This window comes from Sphaerotilus montanus, from assembly GCF_013410775.1.
Lineage (GTDB): Bacteria > Pseudomonadota > Gammaproteobacteria > Burkholderiales > Burkholderiaceae_C > Sphaerotilus > Sphaerotilus montanus.
Map to the genome: position 1 here is coordinate 2,585,018 of NZ_JACCFH010000001.1, position 20,030 is coordinate 2,605,047.

A 20,030-nucleotide genomic window follows, 5' to 3' on the forward strand; every position below is an offset into this window, starting at 1 on the left:
AATCCTGTGTCAATGACCGCCGCCAGCGTCGGCAGCGGCGGACGAAGCGGGTGCGGCGCCAGCGGACAGCGTGGGTCGGCCGAGCATGGCCATCTGCAGGTCCGCGTCGGCGAGCCAGAACTCGCGGCGGGCGTCGATGGCGCTGTTGACGCTGGCGATCTGGGTGCGCGCGTCGGCGAGCAGCTCGAACACGCCGATCAGCATGCCGTTGTAGCGCAGCACGTTTTCATCGCGGATGCGCTGGCGCAGCGGCACGATGGCGGTCTGCACATGGCGGGCGATGTCCCAGGTGTGGCGCCAGTGGCGGTACGCCTCGCGCACTTCGGAGCGGGCGTCGATGGCGATCTCGGCGGTGCGGTGCAGGCTGGCGGTGTAGGTCGCTTCGGCGCGCGCGACCTTGGCGTCGCCCCAGTCGAACAGCGGCAGCTCCAGCCCGACCTCCCAGGCACGGCTGCGGTGGCCGTCGTTGGTGACCGAGCGGGACGCGCCGACTTCCAGCACGTTGAGGAAGCGGGTCGTGCGCGTCAGGCCGAGGGCGCGGGCGGTCTGCGCGGTGGCGGTCTTGGCGGCCTGCACGTCCAGCCGTTGCGCCAGCGCCTGGCGTTCGATGTCGGGTTGCTCGGTCGGCGTGGCGGGCAGGTCGGGCAGGCGCTCTGGCAGCGTGTAGCCGAGCTGGTCGCCCCAGAGGCCCAGGGCGCGGTTCAGCCGCTCGCGGGCGGCGTCGCTGGCGCGCTCGCCCCGGGCGACGTTGAGCACCGCATCGGCCTCGAACGACTGCTCCCGGGCCAGCGCCAGCTTGTTGAAGTTGCCGGCCTGCGCCATGCGCCGTGCCAGTTCCGCACCAGCCGCCGCGGCATCGTGGACCTGGTGCAGGTAGCGCAGGCTCTCCTCGGCTGCGACCGCCTCGACCCACGCCCGCCGCACGCTGGCGATCTGCGTGACCACGCGCTGGGTCGTCTGCGCCTGCTGCTGGGCGAGGCGGTGGCCCTCCAGCGTGCGGGTCAGCGGCATCAGCAGCAGGCGGCCGAGGTTCAGGTGCAGGCCGCGCTCCCACTCGATCTCCTCGCCGCTGGTGGTGCGGCTGAAGGTGAACCCGGGGTTGGGCAGGCGGGTGGTCTGCGCCAGCTCGGCCTGCGTGACGCCGAGGTCGGCGAGCGAGGCCTGCAGCCCGCGGTGGTGGAGCAGTGCGACCTCGACCGCGCCGTCCATCGTCAGCGGTGCGGCCAGCAGGGTGCGCAGGCGCTGCTGGGTCTCGGCGGACGGAGCCTGTGCATCGGGCCAGCGGGTCAGCGTGGCGCCGGTGTGCTGGCGGAGCTGCTGCTGCACGGGGTCGATCGCCGTGTCCGGCGAGGTCGTGGCACAGCCGGCGAGGGCTGCCACAGCGACCAGCGCGCCCAGGGTCAGGGGACGGGGCGGCCTCATCGCGCCGCCTCCGGGGCCGCAGGCGGCGCGGGGTCGGGGGCCTGCGCCTGCTTCAGATACGCCTTCCAGCCGCCGACGGCGCGCACACGCTCGTTGGTGGCGCGCCAGTCGGCGACTTCGGGCGTGTCCGGCGCGGGACGGCCGGCAAGGATGGAGCGGTGGACAAGCGGGCGCACACGGGCACCAGGATCGGCGGCATCGCCGGACTGAGCGATGGCCGGCAGCGCCACGAACGCAAGCGCGAGCGCGGCGGCAGGGAAGAGTCGGGACATGGGCAGACCTCGTCAGCCGAAACGGATCGGAACAGCGCGTCACCCGCAGGGCGGCGCGCCACGGATCGGATCAGGCCGTGGGGCGGGGAGGTCGGAAGAGTTCGGACGGCGGGCCGTCGCGCACACCGGTGATCGGCGTCACGGCCGGGGCCGCGTGGGGCAGGGCGGGCAGGTGCAGTGCGACCACTGCGGGCAGGCCGAGGCTGGCGTGGCAGACCTCGCACAGCACGCAGCCGGCGTGGGTGGGGATGGCCGCGTTGTCGGTCGGTGCGCCGTGGCAGGGGGGCAGGGTGTCGGCGGTCGCTTCGGTCGTCTGCGTCAGCCCGACCGGTGCCACCGCCATCTGCGCCATTGCCCACCCGCGCAGCGGCAGCAGCGCGATCACCAGCCAGAGCAGCCAGTGCAGGGTGGAGCGGGCGGGGCGGACCATGCGGCGAGTATAGACAGGCTCGCCCCGCGGCTCCGCTAACCCGGCTGAATCGCCACGTTCATCCCCATCTGGCGCAGCAGCGTGGCGCTGTCGAACAGACCGATGACGCGGTGGATGCCCTCCGGGCTGCCTTCGACCAGATCAATGCCTTCGAGCTGCACGGCCTTGCCGCTCGGTGGCAGGCCCATCAGCGCACCTTGGTTGTGCCCCCGCATCACCCAGCGGACATGGGCACGGTGCTCGTCGATGCGGTCGATCGCGCTGATCTCGAAGGTCAGGTCAGGGAACGCGGTCCACAGCGCCACGGCGTAGCCCCGCAGCGCCTCGCCGCCGATCGGGCCGGGCGTGGTCGGGTCGCTGTAGGTGCCGCCGGGGGCCATGGTCGCGAGGATGGCCTCGGCATCGTGCGCCTGCCAGGCGGCGAAGTACCGGCGGGCCTGCTGCACCACACGGTCGTTGCCGCCGGTCTGTGCCGCGACTTCGTAGTGCTCCACCACGGGTGGGCCCAGGAAGTACGGCCCGAACTTGGCGAGCACCTGCCGCAGGTGGTCGCTGGCAGGGCCGGTCGCCTCGGCATCGGCTTGGGTCTGCCAGGTGAACATCGAGATGCCCTTGCCACTCTGGCGCTGGACGACCAGACGGCCGTCAACGTGGCCGGGTTGACGTCGGGCGGCGGGAATGGCCTCGGTTTCCCACAGCCGCACCACCGCCTCGACGTTCTCGGGGGCAACCTGGACGGTGACGAGTCGGGTGTACATGGCGGGGCTCCTTTGGCGAGGTGAGCGGTGCTCGGTGGTGGAAACTGGCCAGGACACTGTCGCGCCACGGCGTTGGTGCCGCGTTAATCGACCGTGTGCAGGGCCGGGGGCATTGCGCCTGCGGCTGCTTCACCGCGGCCTGGGCGTGGCTGGTGATGGGGCGCGCCTGGCCGCGCGGGTCGGGTCGGACCAGGGGCGCAGCTCCTCCATGTGCTGGCGCAGGTACTCGATGACGATGCGCCGGTGCTCGCTGCCGCGCACGGGGGGCGAGCCGTCCGCGGTCGCGTTCGTGGTGTCCCTGCACAAGTCCGGCATGTGCGCCGACATGGTCCTGAGAATGCCCCGCCATGCCTGCTTGACCGCATCGGCGGAGATGCCGAGCCGGGCGGCGATGGCGCGGTCGGTGTCGCCCTGCAGTGCGAGGATGGCCACCGTCTGCAACGACGCGGACAGGCCCAGCACGGGTGGCGGCGGGTGCAGCAGCCACAGTGACAGCGGTTGCATGGCCCGGGGCGGCTGGTTGGCACGGTCGATGGCGAGCTGGTGCGGTTCGCTGTCGGGGGGCAGGTCCGGGCCGGCTTCGAAGACCTGGGCCAGCTCGAAGCCGCCGGCAGCCATGTACGCCCCGCCCGGTCGCCCGTAGACCTCGCTCAGCATGCGCTGCACATTGAATCCGGCATGGCAGAAGTACCACGCCGCCGCGCCGAGGGGCCGCAGGCGCTGGCTGTCGGGGTGGTCGAGGTCGTGTTCGCGCTGCAGGTAGAGCGACATCAGCAGGCTCAGGCCCTCGCCGGCATTGCCGTGGGCGATCTCGCGCTGGTCGAGGAAGGGCTGGTGGCCGTCGAGCACCATGCTGTACAGGCGCTCGATCAGGTAGGGCTGCGGCTCGCGCATCAGCAGGTCGTACACCGCGTCGTGCACGAAGTGGGCGGTGCCGATGGCCTCCACCCGCGGGGCGTTCGGCGAACTCAGATCCTCCCAGAGGACGAAGGATTTGGGCGCGTGCCGGTCTTGCGCCAGCCAGTCGGCCCACAAGCGCGGCAGGTTTGCGCGCACCCGCGGCGACAGCACGCAGCGCCCGTTGCTGTCCAGCAGATCGAGGCAGGCGGGCAGATCCTCTTCCTGTACCAGGCGGTAGCGCATGTGGCCTCCCATGACCCAGGTCAAAACGAACTCCCCATTTTCGGGACTTTTTCTCGATCTGGAAATGCGCAGAATCGGCGCAAAGCGTTCCTCGGGAGGGGCCATGTTGACAAGACACGAACAACGCGGCGAATCGTTCCATTCCGCCTTGTCGATCCGGCCGCCGGTGCTGCAGTTGTGCCTGCTGGGGGCGCCACAGATCTGGTGGCAGGGGGTGGATCTGGCGCGCAGCCTGCCCGACAAGCAGCAGGCGCTGCTCTACCTGCTCGCCATCGAGGGGCCGGGGCAGCAGGCCGTGGCGCGCACGGTGCTGGCGCGGATGCTGTGGGGCGAGTGGTCCGACGAGGCGGCCCGCGCCAATCTGCGCGTGGCGCTGTCGCACCTGCGGCGGGTGCTGCCCGGGGTGCTGGACATCGATGCCCGGCGCGTCGGCTTCGTCGGCGCGGGTGCGGCGGTGCTGTCCGATCTCGCACTGCTGGGCGATGCGCTGTTGCCGGGGGCTTCCGCGGCGTGCCGGCTGGCGGGGGCGCGGGTGTGGCGGGGCGAATTGCTGGCGGATTTCACGCTGCCCGGCTGCGACGAGTTCGAGCGCTGGTGTGCCGTGCAGCGCCAGCGTGCGGCCGGCATGGCGCTGGCCCTGCAGCGCACGCTGGTGCGTGCCTGCGAAGCCGCTGGCGAATGGGATGCGGCGATCCGCCACGCGCGTGCGCTGCTGCGCCTCGACGCTGCCGACGAGGCCGCCCACATGGTGCTGATGCGCTTGCTGGCCGGGCAGGGGGAACGCACGGCCGCCTTGCGCCAGTACGCCGAGTGCGTCGAGGCCCTGGCCGAGCAGTTCGGCGCCCGGCCCTCGGCGTGCTGCTACGCCCTGTACGTGCACATCCATGCCGACACGCTGCCCGGCCGGGGGGAGATGTTCGAGCAGATGGCGGCGAGTCCCGCCGCAGGGGCCGCGCGCCCACCCTCCGGGCGTCTGACGCCCATCCACTGACGAGGAGAGACCACATGCATGCTGCTGCCGTTGTTGCCAGGGCGGGCCTTGCCCTGATCGCCATCACCACCTGCGCCACCGCGGTGGCCGCCGACGCGAGTACGTGCTACGGCGCGTACTACACCCACGTCGAGGTGCTGCAGGCGGCGCCCAACCACGTCATCGTCTCGGCCTCCGCACAGGGGACCGGCTATGTCACGCGCGACGAGAAATCGCCGCTCAAGGGCGCCTACGGGCCGTGCGTGCTGTTCAACGAGGTCATCGACGGCAAGCCCAATGGCGAACTGCGCTGCGTGCGCAGCGATGCCGACGGCGACAAGTTCCTCATCGTCGGCAAGGTCAAGGCCTACAGCCCGACAGGGGCGATGACCGGCTCCTACACGATCTCTGGCCTCACCGGCAAATGGGTCGGGGCCAAGGGCGGCGGCAACTTCTCGGAAGACGCCGGCTCGGGCAAGGACAACAAGCACTACTTCGTGTGCTTCGATGGCAGCTACGACATGAAGCGCTGAGACCGGTTTCACCGCCCCTCGTCATGCCCGCGAAGGCGGGCACCCACGGAGCCGAATGACCGTGGCGGATCAGGGCCGGTGGATCCTCGCATCCGCGCACTGCTGTCCGGTAAAACGCGAAGCCCAAAGTCTCCAGAGCTTGATCGGCGGAGTTGCGGCCCTCGACATGAAGGGCTATCGAACCCACTGAGGACCAACTCAGTTGTCGAGGAGCCGCAACATGCAAAGCATGACACGACTGCAGGCGTTGTTGAAGCCACTGGCCAAGTCGGACGTGGACCGGCTGGCGCGTGAACACGGCGCACAACGCTATGGCAAGGGCGCGCTGACGGTGTGGGATCAGTTGCTGGTGATGCTGCACGGGCAGTTCGTGCAGGCACCCAGCCTGCGTGGAGCACTGCAGAGCTTCAATGCGCACAAGGCCCGTCTGGCTGCACTGCAGACGCACGAACTGCGCCGCTCGACGCTGTCGGACGGCAACCGGCGCGCCGGGTCGGCGACGGTGCTGTCGCAGGTGCTGCAAGGGCTGATCCGTCAGCTCGATGGCTGCCGCGACAAGCGTGTGCTGGGGGCGACCTCGCTGATCGACTCGACGCCGCTGACGCTCAAGGGGCGGGGCTTCGACGTCTGGACGCTGGGCACGAAGACCCGGCGCACGCAGGGCGTGAAGGTGCATGTGCAGTGCGACGCGGCCACGCACGCCATCTCGCGCTGCGAGATCAGCGCCCCCAACGTCAACGATGTGGTGCAGGCGCGCCAGTGGGAGATCCAGCCGGGGACGACCTGCGTGTTCGACCGCGCCTACTGCGACTACGCATGGTGGGCGCGCATGACCCGGCAGGGGGTGAAGTTCGTCACCCGGCTCAAGCGCAACGCGGGCATGGTCGTCCTCGAAGCACTGCCCGTGCCCGAGGCCGCCCGCGGGCGCATCCTTGACGACGAGCGCATCGCCCGCCGCTGGCGCCATCCCCGCAGCGGCAAGACATGGCGCGAGCCGCTCGTGCTGCGCCGCATACGGCTACGCACCGACGATGCGCGCCTGCTCGTGCTGGTGACCAACGACTTCGAGCGCACCGCCATCGAGATCAGCGATCTCTACCGCTCGCGCTGGCAGATCGAGCTGCTGTTCAAGTGGATCAAGCAGCACCTGGCCATCCGCCGTACCTGGGGCACCAACGAGCACGCCGCTCACCTCCAGATCTACGCAGCCTTCATCGCCCATGTCCTGTTGATGCTTCACCAGCAGGCCAGCCGCAGCACCACCGACTTGTGGGTGCTGCTGCAGCGCTGGCGATACGGCCTGTTCGAGCCCTGCGAGCAGGCCCTCATGCCTGTATGCGTGCCCCCTTGAGGGGGGCGTGGACGTTACCCGGACAGCAGTGCGCATCCGCGAGGATGACGGATTGCAGGGGGGGCGATGACTAGAATCGGTCGTTATTCCCCCAATGCCTGCTCCGGAGTCCCCATGTCCCACGCCCCCGCCGACCTGTCCCACATCGCCGCCCGCGACAAGGCCGAGATCCTCGCCCAGGCCCTGCCCTACATTCGCAAGTTCCATGGCAAGACCATGGTCATCAAGTACGGCGGCAACGCGATGACCGATCCGGCGCTGCAGAAGGCGTTTGCCGAGGATGTGGTGCTGCTGAAGCTGGTCGGCATCAACCCGATCGTCGTGCACGGCGGCGGTCCGCAGATCGACTCCGCGCTGGCCAAGATTGGCAAGAAGGGCACCTTCATCCAGGGCATGCGCGTCACCGACCAGGAGACGATGGATGTCGTCGAGTGGGTGCTCGGCGGCGAGGTGCAGCAGGACATCGTCGGCCTGATCAACGCCGCTGGCGGCAAGGCGGTCGGCCTCACGGGACGCGACGGCGCCATGATCCGCGCCCGCAAGCTCAAGCTGCTCGACCTGAACGACCCGGCGGTCGAGCACGATGTCGGCCAGGTCGGCGAGATCGAGTCGATCGACCCGAGCGTGGTCAAGGCGCTCCAGGACGACCAGTTCATCCCCGTCATCAGCCCGATCGGCTTTGGCGAGCAGAACGAGAGCTACAACATCAACGCCGACCTGGTGGCGTCCAAGCTGGCCGAGATCCTCAAGGCCGAGAAGCTGATGCTGCTGACCAACATCAAGGGCGTGCTCGACAAGGCCGGCAACCTGCTGACCGAGCTGACCTCGCGCCGCATTGACGAACTGGTCGAGGACGGCACGATCTCGGGCGGGATGCTGCCCAAGATCGCCGGCGCGATCGACGCGGCCAAGTGCGGCGTGAATGCGGTGCACATCGTCGACGGCCGTGTGCCGCATGTGCTGCTGCTGGAGATCCTGACGGACCAGGCGTTCGGGACGATGATCCGGGCGCGCTGAACTGGAGTCCACCGTGGTCGAACCCTGGCACCGCTGCCACCTCGCGCTGGTCTGCGAAAAGCAATGGTCCGAGCTGACGCCGACGGCGGATGCGCGCGTGCGGCACTGTTCCGGCTGCGAGCGGACGGTGCATGAGGTGGCGACGCCCGAGGAGTTCGCGGCGGCCAAGGCGCGCTGGCAGTGTGTGCGCCTGACCGGGCGGCTGACGCTGGACATGGCCTCGCCGCTGGCGGTGCGCAGTGCGAAGGAGAGCGGGGAGATCGCTGTCCAGGTTGTCGAATCCGCTCGGGCCGCTGCCGAGGAGCAAAAGCGGGCGCTTGATGTGCCGTCGCAGGTGAAGACCTGGTGGCCGCCCGGCGTGATCGGGTTGCCAATGTTCTGAGGTTTCGCGATCGGTAACATCGGCGCTTGCTCTCAGGCCCCTCCCGATGAAGACACCTCCCCCCGTCTGGCTCTTCGACCTCGACAACACCCTGCACGACGCCGGCGGTGCCGCGTTCGCGCAGATCACCGAGTCGATGACGGTCTACATGGAGCGCGAACTCGCGCTGACCCGGGCCGAAGCCGAGCACCTGCGCGGGCGCTACTGGCAGCGCTACGGCGCCACGCTGCTCGGGCTGGTGCGCCACCACGGCGTCAAGGCGGCGCACTTCCTGCACGACACCCACGCGCTGCCCGGCCTGGAGGCGCGTCTGCGCAGCCACCCGCACGACCTCGCCGCGCTGGGCCGGCTGCGCGGCCCCAAGTTCATCCTGACCAACGCGCCGCAGGCCTACGCCGAGCGGGTGATGGCCGCGCTCGGCCTCGGCCGCTACTTCGACGGCGTGATCGGCATCGAGCAGATGGCGATGTTCGGCCACCTGCGCCCGAAGCCCGACGCGCGCATGCTGCGCACGATCGCGGTGCGGCTGAAGGTGCCCGTCCACCGCTGCGTGCTGGTCGAGGACACGGTCGGCCACCAGAAGTCGGCGCGGCGCATCGGCATGCGCACGGTGTGGATGCAACGGTGGCTGCTCGACGGCATCCACGGACCTGAAGCGGGCCTGGCGCTGGCGCGGCGGCCGGTTTATGTGTGTGCCAGAATCCGCAGCCTTCAGGCGCTGGCCCGCTGGCGCTGAGTGTCGACGCCGTCCGGCGCCGTTCGCGCCCCATTTTTTCGGTCCTGATCCTGTGCTCGATTCGATGTCCGACGCTCCCGACCTTGCCAGTCCGACTCCTGCAGCGCCCGCCGCAGCGCCCGTGCGCAAGCGGCCCAAACCGGGTGAGCGCCGCGTCCAGATCCTGCACGCGCTGGCGCAGATGCTGGAGCAGCCCGGCGGCGAGCGCATCACCACCGCCGCGCTGGCCAGCCGCCTGGACGTGAGCGAGGCGGCGCTCTACCGCCACTTCGCCAGCAAGGCGCAGATGTTCGAGGGCCTGATCGAGTTCATCGAGTCCAGCGTCTTCACCCTGGTCAACCAGATCGTCGAGCGCGAGCCGGACCCGCGGGTGCAGGCCGCGCACAGCGTCGCCGTGCTGCTGCAGTTCGCCGAGAAGAACCCGGGCATGGCGCGGGTGATGGTGGGCGACGCGCTGGTGCTCGAACACGAGCGGCTGCAGGCGCGCATCAACCAGTTCTTCGACCGCATCGAGTCGCTGCTGCGCCAGAGCCTGCGCCAGGCCGCCGACGCGCGCGGCTCGCTCGCGCCGACCGCCGAGGCCGCCGCGCAGGCGTCCATGCTGACCAGCTACTGCCTCGGGCGGCTGCAGCGCTTTGCCCGTTCCGATTTCAAGCGCAGCCCGGTCGAGCACCTCGACGCGTCGCTGCAGATGATGATTCATTGAGTTCAAAGGCGTCCGCATGAGCGATTTCACCAGCCTGATCACCCGGGCCGAGGCGCTGCTGGCGCGCCTCGAAGCCGTCCTGCCCCACCCGCTGAGCGCGCCGGACTGGACCGCGTCCATCGCCTTCCGCTACCGCAAGCGCGGCCAGGGCGGCGTGTTGGAGCCGGTGCGCCACATCGCGCCGCTCAAGCTCGCCGACCTGAAGGAAGTGGACACGCAGAAGGAGCGCCTGCTGCGCAATACGGCGCAGTTCGTCGCCGGCCGCCCCGCCAACAACGTGCTGCTGACCGGCGCGCGCGGCACGGGCAAAAGCTCGCTGATCAAGGCGTGTCTGAACACCTTCGCCGACCAGGGCCTGCGCCTGATCGAGGTGGACAAGGCGGACCTCACCGACCTGCCGGACCTCGTCGACCTGATCGCAGAGCGGCCGGAGCGCTTCATCGTCTACTGCGACGACCTGAGCTTCGACGAGGGCGAGTCCGGCTACAAGGCACTGAAGTCCATCCTCGACGGCACGGTCGCGCAGACCAGCGACAACGTGCTGATCTACGCCACCAGCAACCGCCGACATCTCCTGCCCGAGCAGATGAAGGACAACCTCGGCGCCACCTACACCGACGACGGCGACATGCACCCCGGCGAGGCGGTGGAGGAGAAGGTCTCGCTGTCCGAGCGCTTCGGCCTCTGGGTGAGCTTCTACCCGTTCAGCCAGCGCGAGTACCTGACCATCGTCGGCCAGTGGCTGCGGCATTTCGGCGTCACCGAAGCGGCGATCGAGGCGGCGCGGCAGCCGTCGCTGCTGTGGGCGCTGGAGCGGGGCTCGCGGTCCGGGCGGGTGGCGTACCAGTTCGCCCGCGATTACGCCGGCAGCCATGCGCCAGTCGACCTGGCCGTCGCCCCGACCGCCATCAGCGACGACGTGCCGGACGGCCTTGACCATGTCTGAGCGCACGCCGGTGGAAGTTGCCGTGGGCGTGCTGATCGAACGGGATGCCGCGGGCCACGAAGGCCGGTTCCTGCTGACCTCGCGCCCCGAGGGCAAGGTCTACGCCGGCTACTGGGAGTTCCCGGGCGGCAAGCTCGAAGCCGGTGAATCGGTGGAAGACGCGCTGCGCCGCGAACTGCACGAGGAACTCGGCATCACGATCGGCCACGGGCCGGGTGCGGTGCAGCCCTGGCAGCAGCTCGTCATGGACTATCCGCACGCCCGGGTGCGGCTGCATTTCTGCAAGGTGTTTGCCTGGACCGGTGCCTTCGAGATGCGCGAGGCGCAGCAGATGGCGTGGCAGACGCTGCCGGTGGCCGTGGTGCCGGTGCTGCCGGGCACGATTCCCGTGCTGCAGTGGTTCGCCCAAGAGCGCGGCCACACCGGGCCCACGCACCGCGACGCCAGCGTCTGAGTCAGGGGCTGCCCTGGTCGTCCGGCGGCTCGACCGCGGCGACGCGGAAGGACTCGCTCGCCCAGGCGCCGAAATCGCGCTGGCGGCAGCGCTCGCTGCAGAAGGGGCGCCACGGATTGCTGGGCGCGAACAGCGTCAGCTCGCGGCAGGTCGGGCAGGGCACTTGCGGAGCCGGGCGTGTCGCGCCGGCCGGGGTGTCGTTCGGGTTCATGCGGTGAGTCAGCTCAGGCGCACAGCGTCAGCGGGAGCTGCATGCTGTCGGTCATCGGGCGCAGCTTGCCCTCGTGGTCGGCACGGGTCAGCCGGATCGCCAGCAGCACGCGGTTGCCGCTGATCTCGGGGATCAGGTGCGCGCCGGGGTCGACCTGCAGCCGCGCCAGCAGCAGCGGGCGGCTGCCGGTCAGGTTCTGCTGGAACAGGCCGCTGCGGAACGGCACCATCTGCGTCACCCCCGCCTCGCGCAGCAGCCCCAGATTCACCTCCAGCGCTTCTGCCAGCGGATCCAGCACGCCGACCCAGCGCAGCAGGTCGTGCCGCCGGCGGTTGGCCGATTCCTGCTGCCAGGCGAAGTAGGCCGGCAGATCGAACTCGCAGGTGCCGCCGGGAATGTTGATCCGGCTGCGCACGCTCATCAGCCACTCGTTGGACGCCAGTGCCTGCTCGGGCTTGGGCGGCGTGGCCTGCAGGCGGCGGTGGGCGCTGCTGATGCGGTCGATGGCGAGGTTGAGCGCGCCTTCCGAGATCGACGGGTTGCCACGGTAGCCCTCGAAGAGGGTGTGCTGGCGGGCCAGTTCCTGCAGCAGGTCGGTGCGGAAATCGGTGCGCGAGGTGACGTCCATGATCTCGAACAGCGTCGCCAGCGCGTAGTGGTGGTCGGTGGCGCTGTCCCTGGGGACGAGCTGCGCCAGTCGCGTGAACAGACGCTCCAGCCGCAGCATCGTGCGGATGCCTTCAGTGAAAGGGTATTCGTAGTAGATCAAGGCCATGCACTCCCACGGTCCGGGCGCTGGCGCGGCCCGGTCGAGACGATTGTTTCACAGCCAGCCGGACCAGATCCTTCGAACTTCGGCCGCCAGTTCTTCCAGTTCCAGCCCGTCGTTGACGATCACGTCGTCGGCCACCGCCAGCCGCTGTGCCCGGCTGGCCTGCTGGTCGATGATGCGCTGCACGGCGTCGGCGGTCCAGCCATTGCGCTGCATGACGCGGGCGATCTGGGTCTCGACGGGACAGTCGACCACCAGGATCCGGTCCACCTGGTCGCGCCAGCGGCCCGACTCGACCAGCAGCGGCACGTCGAACACGACGATCGCGCCCTCCGGCGCTGCAGCGGCCTCGGCGCGGGTGTCCTCGCCGATCATCGGGTGCAGGATGGCCTCCAGCGCGCGGCGCTGGGCAGGGTCCGCGAAGACGCGCTCGCGCATGCGGGCGCGGTCCATGGCGCCGTTCCCGGCGATCACCTCGGCGCCGAACTGCGCGGCGATCGCAGGGATGGCCCGTCCGCCGGGCGCGGTCAGGCGGTGGGCGATGGCGTCGGTGTCGACGATCCACGCGCCCAGGTCACGCAGGATGCGGCAGACGGTGCTCTTGCCGCTGCCGATGCCACCGGTCAGGCCGACACGGCGCACCGGCTGGCGCGCAGGCGTCACGCCCAGCCCATCCACTGCATCACCCGCTCGCTGCCAGCCAGCAGCACGACCGCGCCACCGCCCGCCAGGAACGGTCCGAACGGCACGTAACGACCCTCGCGCAGACTGGCGCTGAGCTTCATGCCGATGCCCACCACCGCGCCGAGCAGCGAGGCCCCCAGCACGATCGGCAGCAGCATCGACGGACCGAGCCAGGCGCCAAGCGCGGCGAGCAGCTTGAAGTCGCCTGCGCCCATGCCGTCCTTGCCGGTGGCGAGCTTGAAGAGCCAGAAGATGCTCCACAGGCTGAGGTAACCCGCCACCGCGCCCCAGAGCGACTGGCTCAGCGTCAGCGGAATCCAGCCCATCGCCGCGGCGATCAGCCCGGCCCAGGCCAGCGGCTGCGTCATCGAGTCGGGCAGCAGCGTGGTGTCCCAGTCGATCAGGGACATCGCCAGCAGCATCGCCGCGAAGGCGCACCACAGCAGCGTCACCGGCTGCGCGCCGAAGCGCCAGCCGATCGCGGCGAACAGCAGCCCGCAGCCGGCCTCGACCAGCGGGTAGCGCTGGCTGATCGGCGCGCGGCAGGCCGAGCAGCGCCCGCGCAGCCGCAGCCAGCCGAGCAGCGGGATGTTCTCGTGCCAGTGCAGCACATGGCCGCAGTGCGGGCAGCGCGAGCGGGGGCGCGCCAGGCTCAGCGGCGCGCCGTCGTCGCCCGGCGGGCGGGCGGCTTCCACGCCGAGCAGTTCGGCACTCTCGGTGCGCCACTGCCGCTCCATCATCAGCGGCAGCCGGTGCACCACCACGTTGATGAAGCTGCCGATGCACAGACCGAACAGCGCGAGGGCGGCCGGCGACAGCAGCGCGGCCATCGCCACGGGATCGAAGTCCATGCGCTCAGACCACCTGACCAAGCTTGAAGATCGGCAGGTACATCGCGACGACGATGCCGCCGATGATGGTGCCCAGGACCACGATGATGATCGGCTCCATCAGCGTCGACAGGCCCTTGACCGCCTCGTCCACTTCCTGCTCGTAGAAGTCGGCGACCTTGCCGAGCATCTGGTCGAGCGAGCCGGATTCCTCGCCGATCGCGCTCATCTGCAGCACCATGCTCGGGAAGAGTCCGGTGGACTGCATCGACGAGGTCAGTGCCGCGCCGGTGGCGACATCGCGCTGGATCTGTTCGGTGGCCTGCGCGAACACCGCATTGCCCGAGGCCCCACCGACCGAGTCCAGCGCCTCGACCAGCGGCACGCCAGCGGCGAACATGGTGGACAGCGTGCGGCACCAGCGCGCGACCGTGGCCTTGTGCACCAGATCGCCGAACACCGGCAGCTTGAGCAGCGCCCGGTCCAGGGCGATCTGCATCTTCGGCGAGCGGCGCCAGCTCTCGATGAGAAAGTAGATCGCGCCGCCAATGCTGCCGAAGATCAGCCACCAGTAGTCGACGAAGACCTCCGAGATCGCGATCACGATCAGGGTCGGGGTCGGCAGGTCCGCGCCGAAGGAGCTGAAGATCTGCTTGAACGACGGAATCACGAAGATCATGATCACCGCGACGACGACAAAGGCCACGACCAGCACGGCCACCGGATAGACCAGCGCCGACTTGATCTTCTGCTTCAGCGCCATGGTCTTTTCCTGGTAGGTCGCCAGGCGGTCGAGCAAGGCGTCCAGGATGCCGGCGGACTCGCCGGCTTCGACCAGATTGCAGTAGAGCGAATCGAAATGCAGCGGATGCCGGCGCAGCGCGGCCGACAGGCTGGTGCCGGTCTCCACATCACCGCGGATGTCGTTGAGCATGCGCGTCAGGCGCGGATTCGGGCTGCCGCGGGCGACGATGTCGAAGGCCTGCAGCAGCGGCACGCCCGAGCGCAGCATGGTGGAGAGCTGCCGCGTGAAGATCGCGATGTCCTTGCCCTTGATCGCCTTGCCGCCCGACAGCCGGCGCTTCCTGACCTTGTTGACCAGAACGCCCTGCCGGCGCAGGCTGGCACTGACCATGGCCTCGCCGCCAGCACGCATCTCGCCGCGCACGGCCTTGCCGTTGCGGTCGCGTCCTTCCCATTCAAAGACAAAGTCCTTGACCTTCTTCGATGCTGATGCAGCCGCTGTGGCCATTGCGTCTCCGTGCGCCGCTCACCGGCTCGTTCGTTGGCTCATTGGTTGGTGACCGAAATCACTTCTTCCAGTGTCGTCACCCCCACGCGAACCTTGAGCAGGCCGGACCCGCGCAGGTCGCGCACGCCGTCGCGTTGCGCCTGGGTGGCGATGTCGATCGCGTTGCCCTGGGCCAGGATGATGCGCTGGATCGCCTCGGTGATCGGCATGACCTGGTACAGGCCCACCCGTCCGCGGTAACCGTTGTTGCAGGCCGAACAGCCGACCGCCTTGTAGGGTTTCCAGCTGCCGTCGAGGTCTTCGCTCTTGTAGCCGGCGCGCAGCAGGGCCTCGCGCGGGAAATCGGCCGGCGCCTTGCAGTTCTCGCACAGCCGCCGCGCCAGCCGCTGCGCGGTGATCAGGATCACGCTGGCGGCGATGTTGAACGGCGGCACGCCCATGTTCAGCAGCCGGGTCAGCGTCGTCGGCGCATCGTTGGTGTGCAGCGTGGACAGCACGAGGTGGCCCGTCTGTGCGGCCTTCATGGCGATGTCGGCGGTGTCGAGGTCGCGGATTTCGCCGACCATGATCACGTCCGGATCCTGGCGCAGGAAGGCCTTCAGCGCGGTGGCGAAGTTCATCCCCGCCTTGTCGTTGACGTTGACCTGGTTGACGCCGGGCAGGTTGATTTCGGCCGGGTCTTCCACGGTCGAGATGTTGATGCCCGGCTGGTTCAGGATGTTCAGGCAGGTGTAGAGCGACACCGTCTTGCCCGAGCCGGTCGGGCCGGTGACCAGGATCATTCCGTAAGGACGGCGGATGGCGTGCATCAGCCGCTCCTTCTCGTCGCGCTCGTAGCCCAGCGCATCGACGCCGAGCTTGGCCGAGGACGGGTCGAGGATCCGGATCACGATCTTCTCGCCGAACAGCGTCGGCAGGGTCGAGATCCGGAAGTCGATCGCCTTGTTGCCGAACTTCAGCTTCATGCGGCCGTCCTGCGGCACGCGCTTCTCGGCGATGTCCAGCCGGCTGATGACCTTGATGCGCGACGCGAGCTTGTCCTTGATGGCGATCGGCGGCTGGGTGATCTCGCGCAGCTCGCCGTCGATGCGGAAGCGCACGCGGTAGGTGTTCTCGTAGGGCTCGAAGTGCAGGTCGGACGCACGCATGTTGATCGCGTCGATCAGCATCTTCTGCAGGAAGCGCACGACCGGAGCGTCCTCCACCTCGGCGGTGACTTCCTCGTCGGGCTTGGCGTTGGGATCCTGTTCCTCGACGTCGAAGTCGAATTCGCCCGAGACGATCGAGTCCAGCGCGTCATTGGCCGAGGTGGTCTTGGCGTCGACGATGCGGGCGAGCTTGTCGTATTCGACGACGATCCACTCGGGTGTGAGCTGCGTGGCGAACTTGATGCGATCGACGGCTTCCTGGTCGGTCGGGTCGGCGCCGCCGATGAACAGCCGGTTGCCGCGCTTGCCCAGCACCAGCACCTGGTACTGCGACAGCGTGCGCGTGTCGACCAGGTTCTGCGGCAGGCGGGCGATGTCGACGACATCCAGGTCCAGCAGCGGAATGGCCAGCGCGGTCGACAGCGAATGCGCCAGATCTGCCGGACTCAGCGCCTGCGCGGCGACCGCGGCCGACACGAAGCTGCGCCGCTGTTCCCGGGCCGTGCGCGCCAGGTCTTCCGCGACCCGCGAGGTGATCTTTCCGGCGTGCACCAGCACGCGCGCAACCCCTGACAGGGTGCTCTGGGGTCCATCGTTGAGGGTGTCAGCAGCCACGGGGTTGGTCGGGTCGTCGAGAGGGAGGTCGAAATTGAAAATCGAAGGTCGGATGATCGGTGATCCAGCCCGTGCTGTAAATCACGACTGGCATGACCGGAATGCGGTGCAGGCGACCTGTTCATCCGAGGGTCCGCTTGTAACGCAGGCGCCATGCCTGTGGGCAGCCGCATGCAAGCCAGAGCCCCTCGGCGTATCAATTTCTTTCAAATCAGCGAGAAAAATCACGTCGCTCCAACGGTGATCCCGGTAGCCGGCGCGTCGCGGTGTGCGCCCTTGAAAAGCGTGCACCTGCCCTCATCCTGCTTGCCACCCGGGGCAGTCGCAGGCCGCCGGAACCCTCCATCAAGATCAGAGACCAGAGACCAGACCGACCATGGACAAGCAAACCCTGTCATTCCAGGCCGAAGTGAAGCAGCTGCTGCACCTCGTCACGCACTCGATGTACTCGAACAAGGAGATCTTCCTGCGTGAGCTGGTCTCCAATGCATCGGACGCCTGCGACAAGCTGCGCTTCGAGGCCCTGAACAACAACGCGCTGTTCGAGGACCAGCCGAACCTGGAAGTCCGTGTCAGCTTCGACAAGGCGGCCCGCCGCATCGTCATCAGCGACAACGGCATCGGCCTGTCCGCACAGGAAGCCATCGAACACCTCGGCACGATCGCCAAGAGCGGCACCAAGGAGTTCATGGGCAAGCTCGAAGGCGAGCAGGCCAAGGACGCCAACCTGATCGGACAGTTCGGCGTGGGCTTCTACTCCGGCTACATCGTCGCCGACCGCATCACCGTGGAATCGCGCCGCGCGGGCGTGGCGATCACCGAAGGCGTGCGCTGGTCCAGCGAAGGCACCGGCGACTTCGAGGTCGAGACCATCACCCGCGAGACGCGCGGCACCGACGTCATCCTGCACCTGCGCGAAGGCGAGGACGAGTTCCTGTCCACCTGGAAGCTCAAGTCCATCATCAGCAAGTACAGCGACCACATCTCGCTGCCGGTGCTGATGCGCAAGGAAAGCTGGGATGCCCAGAAGGACGAGAACGTCGTCTCGGACGAGTGGGAGCCGGTCAACAAGGCGGCGGCGCTCTGGGCCCGCTCTAAGTCCGACATCACCGATGCCGAGTACAAGTCGTTCTACGAACAGCTCACCTACGACACCACCCCGCCGCTGGCCTACACCCACAACCGCGTCGAAGGCCGCACCGAGTACACGCAGCTCCTCTACATCCCGGCCAAGGCGCCGATGGACCTGTGGAACCGCGACAAGCGCGGCGGCGTGAAGCTCTATGTGAAGCGCGTCTTCATCATGGACGACGCCGAGGCGCTGATGCCGACCTACCTGCGCTTCGTCAAGGGCGTGATCGACTCGGCCGACCTGCCGCTGAACGTGTCGCGTGAGCTGCTGCAGGAAAGCCGCGACGTGAAGGCGATCCGCGAAGGATCGACCAAGCGCGTGCTGTCGATGCTCGAATCGCTGGCCGACCACGAGGACGCCGCCGAGAAGGCCAAGTACGCTGCGTTCTACAAGGAGTTCGGCGCGGTGCTGAAGGAAGGCGTCGGCGAGGACCACGCCAACCAGGAGCGCCTGGCCAAGCTGCTGCGCTTCGCCTCGACACACGCCGAGGAAGGGGTGTCCTTCGCCGACTACGTGTCGCGCATGAAGGAAGGCCAGGAGGCGATCTACTACATCACCGCCGACACGCTGGCCGCCGCGAAGAACAGCCCGCAGCTCGAGATCTTCAAGAAGAAGGGCATCGAAGTGCTGCTGTTCACCGACCGCGTGGACGAGTGGATGCTGAGCCACCTCTACGAGTTCGAGGGCAAGAACCTGCAGAGCGTCGCCAAGGGCGCGGTCGATCTGGGCTCGCTCCAGGACGAGGAAGAGAAGAAGCAGGCCGAAGTCGCCGCCGAAGGCTTCAAGCCGACGCTGGACCGCCTGAAGACGGCGCTGGGCGAGCGCGCCAAGGACGTGCGCGTCACCACCCGCCTGGTCGACTCGCCCGCTTGCCTGGTGACCGAGGAAGGCGACATGAGCGGCCACCTCGCGCGTCTGCTCAAGCAGGCGGGTCAGGCCGCGCCGTCGTCCAAGCCGGTGCTGGAGGTCAACGCCGACCACGCGCTGGTGCAGAAGCTCGCCGCACTGCCGGACGGCTCGGGCACCTTCGACGACCTCGCCCAGGTGCTGTTCGACAACGCGCTGCTGGCCGAAGGCGGTCAGCTCGACGACCCGGCGGCGCATGTCAAGCGCATCCAGGCGCTGATCCTGGGCTGAGCAGTCGACCTTTCGCGCGGCAGGTCAGGCGATGAGCGGTTCTTCTGCCATCGCCTCGATCTGCTCGTGCAGTTGCGTCGTCTGCTGCGCCCAGTACGACGGGCTCTCGAAGTTCGGGAATGCGATCGGGAAGGCCGGGTCGTTCCAGCGCCGCGCGATCCAGGCGCTGTGCTGGACGATGCGCAGCGTGCGCAGCGGCTCGATCAGCGCCAGCTCGCGGCGGTCGAATTCGCGGAAGGTCTCGTAGCCGTCGAGCAGGGCGCCGAGCTGGGCCTGCATCTCGTGCCGGTCGCCGCCGAGCAGCATCCACAGGTCCTGCACCGCCGGGCCGTTGACGGCGTCGTCCAGGTCAACGAAGTGCGGGCCGTGCGAGGTCCACAGCACGTTGCCGGCGTGGCAGTCGCCGTGGATGCGCATCAATTCCAGCGGACCGTGCCGTTCGAAGCGCACATCGACCGCGTCCAGCGCCCGCAGGCAGGCGCTGTGCCAGCCACCGAGCGCGCCCATCGGCAGCAGGTCGCTGTCCACCAGCCACTGCACCGAGGCGCGTGCCGCGGCGCTGCCGTCCAGCGTCACGCGGTGTTCGAAGCGCGCTTGCTGGCCGACGAGGTGCAGCCGTGCCAGAAAGCGGCCGATCCATTCCAGCGTCTGCGGGTCTTCGAGTTCGGGGGAGCGACCGCCGCAGCGCGGACTCACGCCGTAGCGCCAGCCACCCAGCTTGGCCATCGTGGGCGGGTCGCCGAGCAGTGCGATGCCGGCCGCTTCCGGGCGTAGATCGTCGGCCACACGCAGCGCCAGCGGCGGCACGGCGGGCACCTCGGCGGCGGCCAGTGCCTGCGTGAAGCGGTGTTCTTCGAGGATCTGCGCGTCGCTCCAGCGGCCGGCGCGGTAGAACTTGGCGACGACCACGCCTGGCAGCGGTGCCAGCGGGTCGAGGCTTTCTTCCAGATGGACCTGGAAGACGCGGTTTTCGTAGGAGTTGAGCTGCAGGATGCGGCCGTCGCCGCGCAGGCCGGCCGCGTCGAGCGCGTCGAGCACCGCGTGCGGGGTCAGGCCGGCGTAGGGCTGGTCGGCGTGCGGGGCGGGGTCAGGGGATGCGGTCATGCCGCATCCTAGACCAGCCCGCCGC

General features: G+C 68.8%; 22 protein-coding genes. 10 read left to right on the forward strand and 12 right to left on the reverse strand.

The genetic code is table 11. The features are described 5' to 3' along the window. Positions 1–9: 9 nt before the first annotated feature. The 5 genes from BDD16_RS11695 to BDD16_RS11715 all read right to left on the reverse strand — a co-directional run bounded on the left by BDD16_RS11695 (position 10) and on the right by BDD16_RS11715 (position 4,025). Entirely contained in the window at positions 10–1,422 is a 1,413-nt protein-coding gene (locus tag BDD16_RS11695) for a TolC family protein (protein ID WP_179634114.1), read from the reverse strand. Continuing rightward, positions 1,419–1,694, reverse strand: coding sequence for a hypothetical protein (locus BDD16_RS11700; protein WP_179634115.1), 276 nt, complete (start codon positions 1,692–1,694; stop codon positions 1,419–1,421). The genes BDD16_RS11695 and BDD16_RS11700 overlap by 4 nt, the downstream gene beginning before the upstream one ends. Before the next feature lie 70 nt (positions 1,695–1,764). Beyond that, a complete protein-coding gene (locus BDD16_RS11705; protein ID WP_179634116.1) occupies positions 1,765–2,124 on the reverse strand; it encodes a hypothetical protein in 360 nt (119 codons plus the stop codon). 35 nt (positions 2,125–2,159) lie between these two features. Continuing rightward, positions 2,160–2,882: an ester cyclase gene (locus BDD16_RS11710; protein WP_179634117.1), complete on the reverse strand. Its 723-nt coding sequence runs from the start codon at positions 2,880–2,882 to the stop codon at positions 2,160–2,162. 129 nt (positions 2,883–3,011) lie between these two features. Next, positions 3,012–4,025 (reverse strand): helix-turn-helix domain-containing protein, encoded by a 1,014-nt coding sequence (locus BDD16_RS11715; RefSeq protein ID WP_179634118.1) that lies wholly within the window; start codon positions 4,023–4,025, stop codon positions 3,012–3,014. Positions 4,026–4,128: 103 nt separating this feature from the next. Between BDD16_RS11715 and BDD16_RS11720 the strand changes: the two genes are divergently transcribed. From BDD16_RS11720 to BDD16_RS11760, 9 genes are all read left to right on the forward strand, one after another. After that, positions 4,129–5,016 carry an AfsR/SARP family transcriptional regulator gene (locus BDD16_RS11720; protein ID WP_179634119.1) on the forward strand — a complete coding sequence of 296 codons (888 nt, stop codon included), beginning with the start codon at positions 4,129–4,131 and terminating at the stop codon, positions 5,014–5,016. 14 nt (positions 5,017–5,030) lie between these two features. Then, positions 5,031–5,528, forward strand: coding sequence for a hypothetical protein (locus BDD16_RS11725; RefSeq protein ID WP_179634120.1), 498 nt, complete (start codon positions 5,031–5,033; stop codon positions 5,526–5,528). A gap of 220 nt (positions 5,529–5,748) precedes the next feature. Next, on the forward strand, positions 5,749–6,879 hold the full coding sequence (locus tag BDD16_RS11730; protein WP_179632516.1) for an IS4 family transposase: 1,131 nt from the start codon (positions 5,749–5,751) through the stop codon (positions 6,877–6,879). A gap of 114 nt (positions 6,880–6,993) precedes the next feature. After that, complete coding sequence (gene argB / locus BDD16_RS11735; protein ID WP_179634121.1) at positions 6,994–7,896, forward strand: acetylglutamate kinase; 903 nt, start codon at positions 6,994–6,996, stop codon at positions 7,894–7,896. Between the two features lie 13 nt (positions 7,897–7,909). After that, positions 7,910–8,278, forward strand: coding sequence for a hypothetical protein (locus BDD16_RS11740; RefSeq protein ID WP_179634122.1), 369 nt, complete (start codon positions 7,910–7,912; stop codon positions 8,276–8,278). A 46-nt stretch (positions 8,279–8,324) separates the two neighbouring features. Further along, positions 8,325–9,014, forward strand: a complete 690-nt coding sequence (locus BDD16_RS11745) for a pyrimidine 5'-nucleotidase (RefSeq protein ID WP_179634123.1) — start codon at positions 8,325–8,327, stop codon at positions 9,012–9,014. Between the two features lie 64 nt (positions 9,015–9,078). Next, the gene (slmA, locus tag BDD16_RS11750) at positions 9,079–9,720 is read left to right on the forward strand and encodes a nucleoid occlusion factor SlmA (RefSeq protein ID WP_179634124.1); all 642 of its coding nucleotides are present in this window, start codon (positions 9,079–9,081) and stop codon (positions 9,718–9,720) included. Between the two features lie 16 nt (positions 9,721–9,736). Beyond that, the gene (locus tag BDD16_RS11755) at positions 9,737–10,666 is read left to right on the forward strand and encodes an ATP-binding protein (RefSeq protein ID WP_179634125.1); all 930 of its coding nucleotides are present in this window, start codon (positions 9,737–9,739) and stop codon (positions 10,664–10,666) included. After that, positions 10,659–11,120, forward strand: a complete 462-nt coding sequence (locus BDD16_RS11760) for an NUDIX domain-containing protein (RefSeq protein WP_179634126.1) — start codon at positions 10,659–10,661, stop codon at positions 11,118–11,120. Before BDD16_RS11755 ends, BDD16_RS11760 begins: the two co-directional genes overlap by 8 nt. Before the next feature lies 1 nt (position 11,121). Here BDD16_RS11760 and BDD16_RS11765 read toward each other — a convergent pair whose 3' ends face one another. Genes BDD16_RS11765 through pilB form a run of 6 tightly spaced genes read right to left on the reverse strand, consistent with a single transcriptional unit; the run spans position 11,122 to position 16,632 of the window. Next, entirely contained in the window at positions 11,122–11,331 is a 210-nt protein-coding gene (locus BDD16_RS11765; protein WP_179634127.1) for a DNA gyrase inhibitor YacG, read from the reverse strand. Between the two features lie 13 nt (positions 11,332–11,344). Further along, positions 11,345–12,100 (reverse strand): cell division protein ZapD, encoded by a 756-nt coding sequence (gene zapD, locus BDD16_RS11770; protein ID WP_179636122.1) that lies wholly within the window; start codon positions 12,098–12,100, stop codon positions 11,345–11,347. Positions 12,101–12,154: 54 nt separating this feature from the next. Next, positions 12,155–12,745: a dephospho-CoA kinase gene (gene coaE / locus BDD16_RS11775; RefSeq protein WP_179636123.1), complete on the reverse strand. Its 591-nt coding sequence runs from the start codon at positions 12,743–12,745 to the stop codon at positions 12,155–12,157. A gap of 17 nt (positions 12,746–12,762) precedes the next feature. Beyond that, positions 12,763–13,638, reverse strand: coding sequence for a prepilin peptidase (locus BDD16_RS11780; protein ID WP_246332529.1), 876 nt, complete (start codon positions 13,636–13,638; stop codon positions 12,763–12,765). A gap of 4 nt (positions 13,639–13,642) precedes the next feature. Next, complete coding sequence (locus BDD16_RS11785) at positions 13,643–14,869, reverse strand: type II secretion system F family protein (RefSeq protein ID WP_179634128.1); 1,227 nt, start codon at positions 14,867–14,869, stop codon at positions 13,643–13,645. A gap of 38 nt (positions 14,870–14,907) precedes the next feature. After that, the gene (gene pilB, locus BDD16_RS11790) at positions 14,908–16,632 is read right to left on the reverse strand and encodes a type IV-A pilus assembly ATPase PilB (RefSeq protein ID WP_179634129.1); all 1,725 of its coding nucleotides are present in this window, start codon (positions 16,630–16,632) and stop codon (positions 14,908–14,910) included. A gap of 376 nt (positions 16,633–17,008) precedes the next feature. On the opposite strand from pilB, the gene htpG reads away from it, so the two are divergent. Next, entirely contained in the window at positions 17,009–18,901 is a 1,893-nt protein-coding gene (gene htpG / locus BDD16_RS11795) for a molecular chaperone HtpG (protein WP_179634130.1), read from the forward strand. A 24-nt stretch (positions 18,902–18,925) separates the two neighbouring features. Here htpG and BDD16_RS11800 read toward each other — a convergent pair whose 3' ends face one another. Continuing rightward, positions 18,926–20,005, reverse strand: a complete 1,080-nt coding sequence (locus BDD16_RS11800; RefSeq protein WP_179634131.1) for a serine/threonine protein kinase — start codon at positions 20,003–20,005, stop codon at positions 18,926–18,928. Positions 20,006–20,030: the final 25 nt, after the last annotated feature.

Excerpts from the sequence above, each read along its gene's own strand:
- BDD16_RS11695 (WP_179634114.1), bottom strand. The coding sequence starts at position 1,422 with ATGAGGCCGCCCCGTCCCCTGACCCTGGGCGCGCTGGTCGCTGTGGCA.
- BDD16_RS11700 (WP_179634115.1), bottom strand. The coding sequence starts at position 1,694 with ATGTCCCGACTCTTCCCTGCCGCCGCGCTCGCGCTTGCGTTCGTGGCG.
- BDD16_RS11705 (WP_179634116.1), bottom strand. The coding sequence starts at position 2,124 with ATGGTCCGCCCCGCCCGCTCCACCCTGCACTGGCTGCTCTGGCTGGTG.
- BDD16_RS11710 (WP_179634117.1), bottom strand. The coding sequence starts at position 2,882 with ATGTACACCCGACTCGTCACCGTCCAGGTTGCCCCCGAGAACGTCGAG.
- BDD16_RS11715 (WP_179634118.1), bottom strand. The coding sequence starts at position 4,025 with ATGCGCTACCGCCTGGTACAGGAAGAGGATCTGCCCGCCTGCCTCGAT.
- BDD16_RS11720 (WP_179634119.1), top strand. The coding sequence starts at position 4,129 with ATGTTGACAAGACACGAACAACGCGGCGAATCGTTCCATTCCGCCTTG.
- BDD16_RS11725 (WP_179634120.1), top strand. The coding sequence starts at position 5,031 with ATGCATGCTGCTGCCGTTGTTGCCAGGGCGGGCCTTGCCCTGATCGCC.
- BDD16_RS11730 (WP_179632516.1), top strand. The coding sequence starts at position 5,749 with ATGCAAAGCATGACACGACTGCAGGCGTTGTTGAAGCCACTGGCCAAG.
- argB (WP_179634121.1), top strand. The coding sequence starts at position 6,994 with ATGTCCCACGCCCCCGCCGACCTGTCCCACATCGCCGCCCGCGACAAG.
- BDD16_RS11745 (WP_179634123.1), top strand. The coding sequence starts at position 8,325 with ATGAAGACACCTCCCCCCGTCTGGCTCTTCGACCTCGACAACACCCTG.
- slmA (WP_179634124.1), top strand. The coding sequence starts at position 9,079 with ATGTCCGACGCTCCCGACCTTGCCAGTCCGACTCCTGCAGCGCCCGCC.
- BDD16_RS11755 (WP_179634125.1), top strand. The coding sequence starts at position 9,737 with ATGAGCGATTTCACCAGCCTGATCACCCGGGCCGAGGCGCTGCTGGCG.
- BDD16_RS11760 (WP_179634126.1), top strand. The coding sequence starts at position 10,659 with ATGTCTGAGCGCACGCCGGTGGAAGTTGCCGTGGGCGTGCTGATCGAA.
- BDD16_RS11765 (WP_179634127.1), bottom strand. The coding sequence starts at position 11,331 with ATGAACCCGAACGACACCCCGGCCGGCGCGACACGCCCGGCTCCGCAA.
- BDD16_RS11780 (WP_246332529.1), bottom strand. The coding sequence starts at position 13,638 with ATGGACTTCGATCCCGTGGCGATGGCCGCGCTGCTGTCGCCGGCCGCC.
- BDD16_RS11785 (WP_179634128.1), bottom strand. The coding sequence starts at position 14,869 with ATGGCCACAGCGGCTGCATCAGCATCGAAGAAGGTCAAGGACTTTGTC.
- htpG (WP_179634130.1), top strand. The coding sequence starts at position 17,009 with ATGGACAAGCAAACCCTGTCATTCCAGGCCGAAGTGAAGCAGCTGCTG.
- BDD16_RS11800 (WP_179634131.1), bottom strand. The coding sequence starts at position 20,005 with ATGACCGCATCCCCTGACCCCGCCCCGCACGCCGACCAGCCCTACGCC.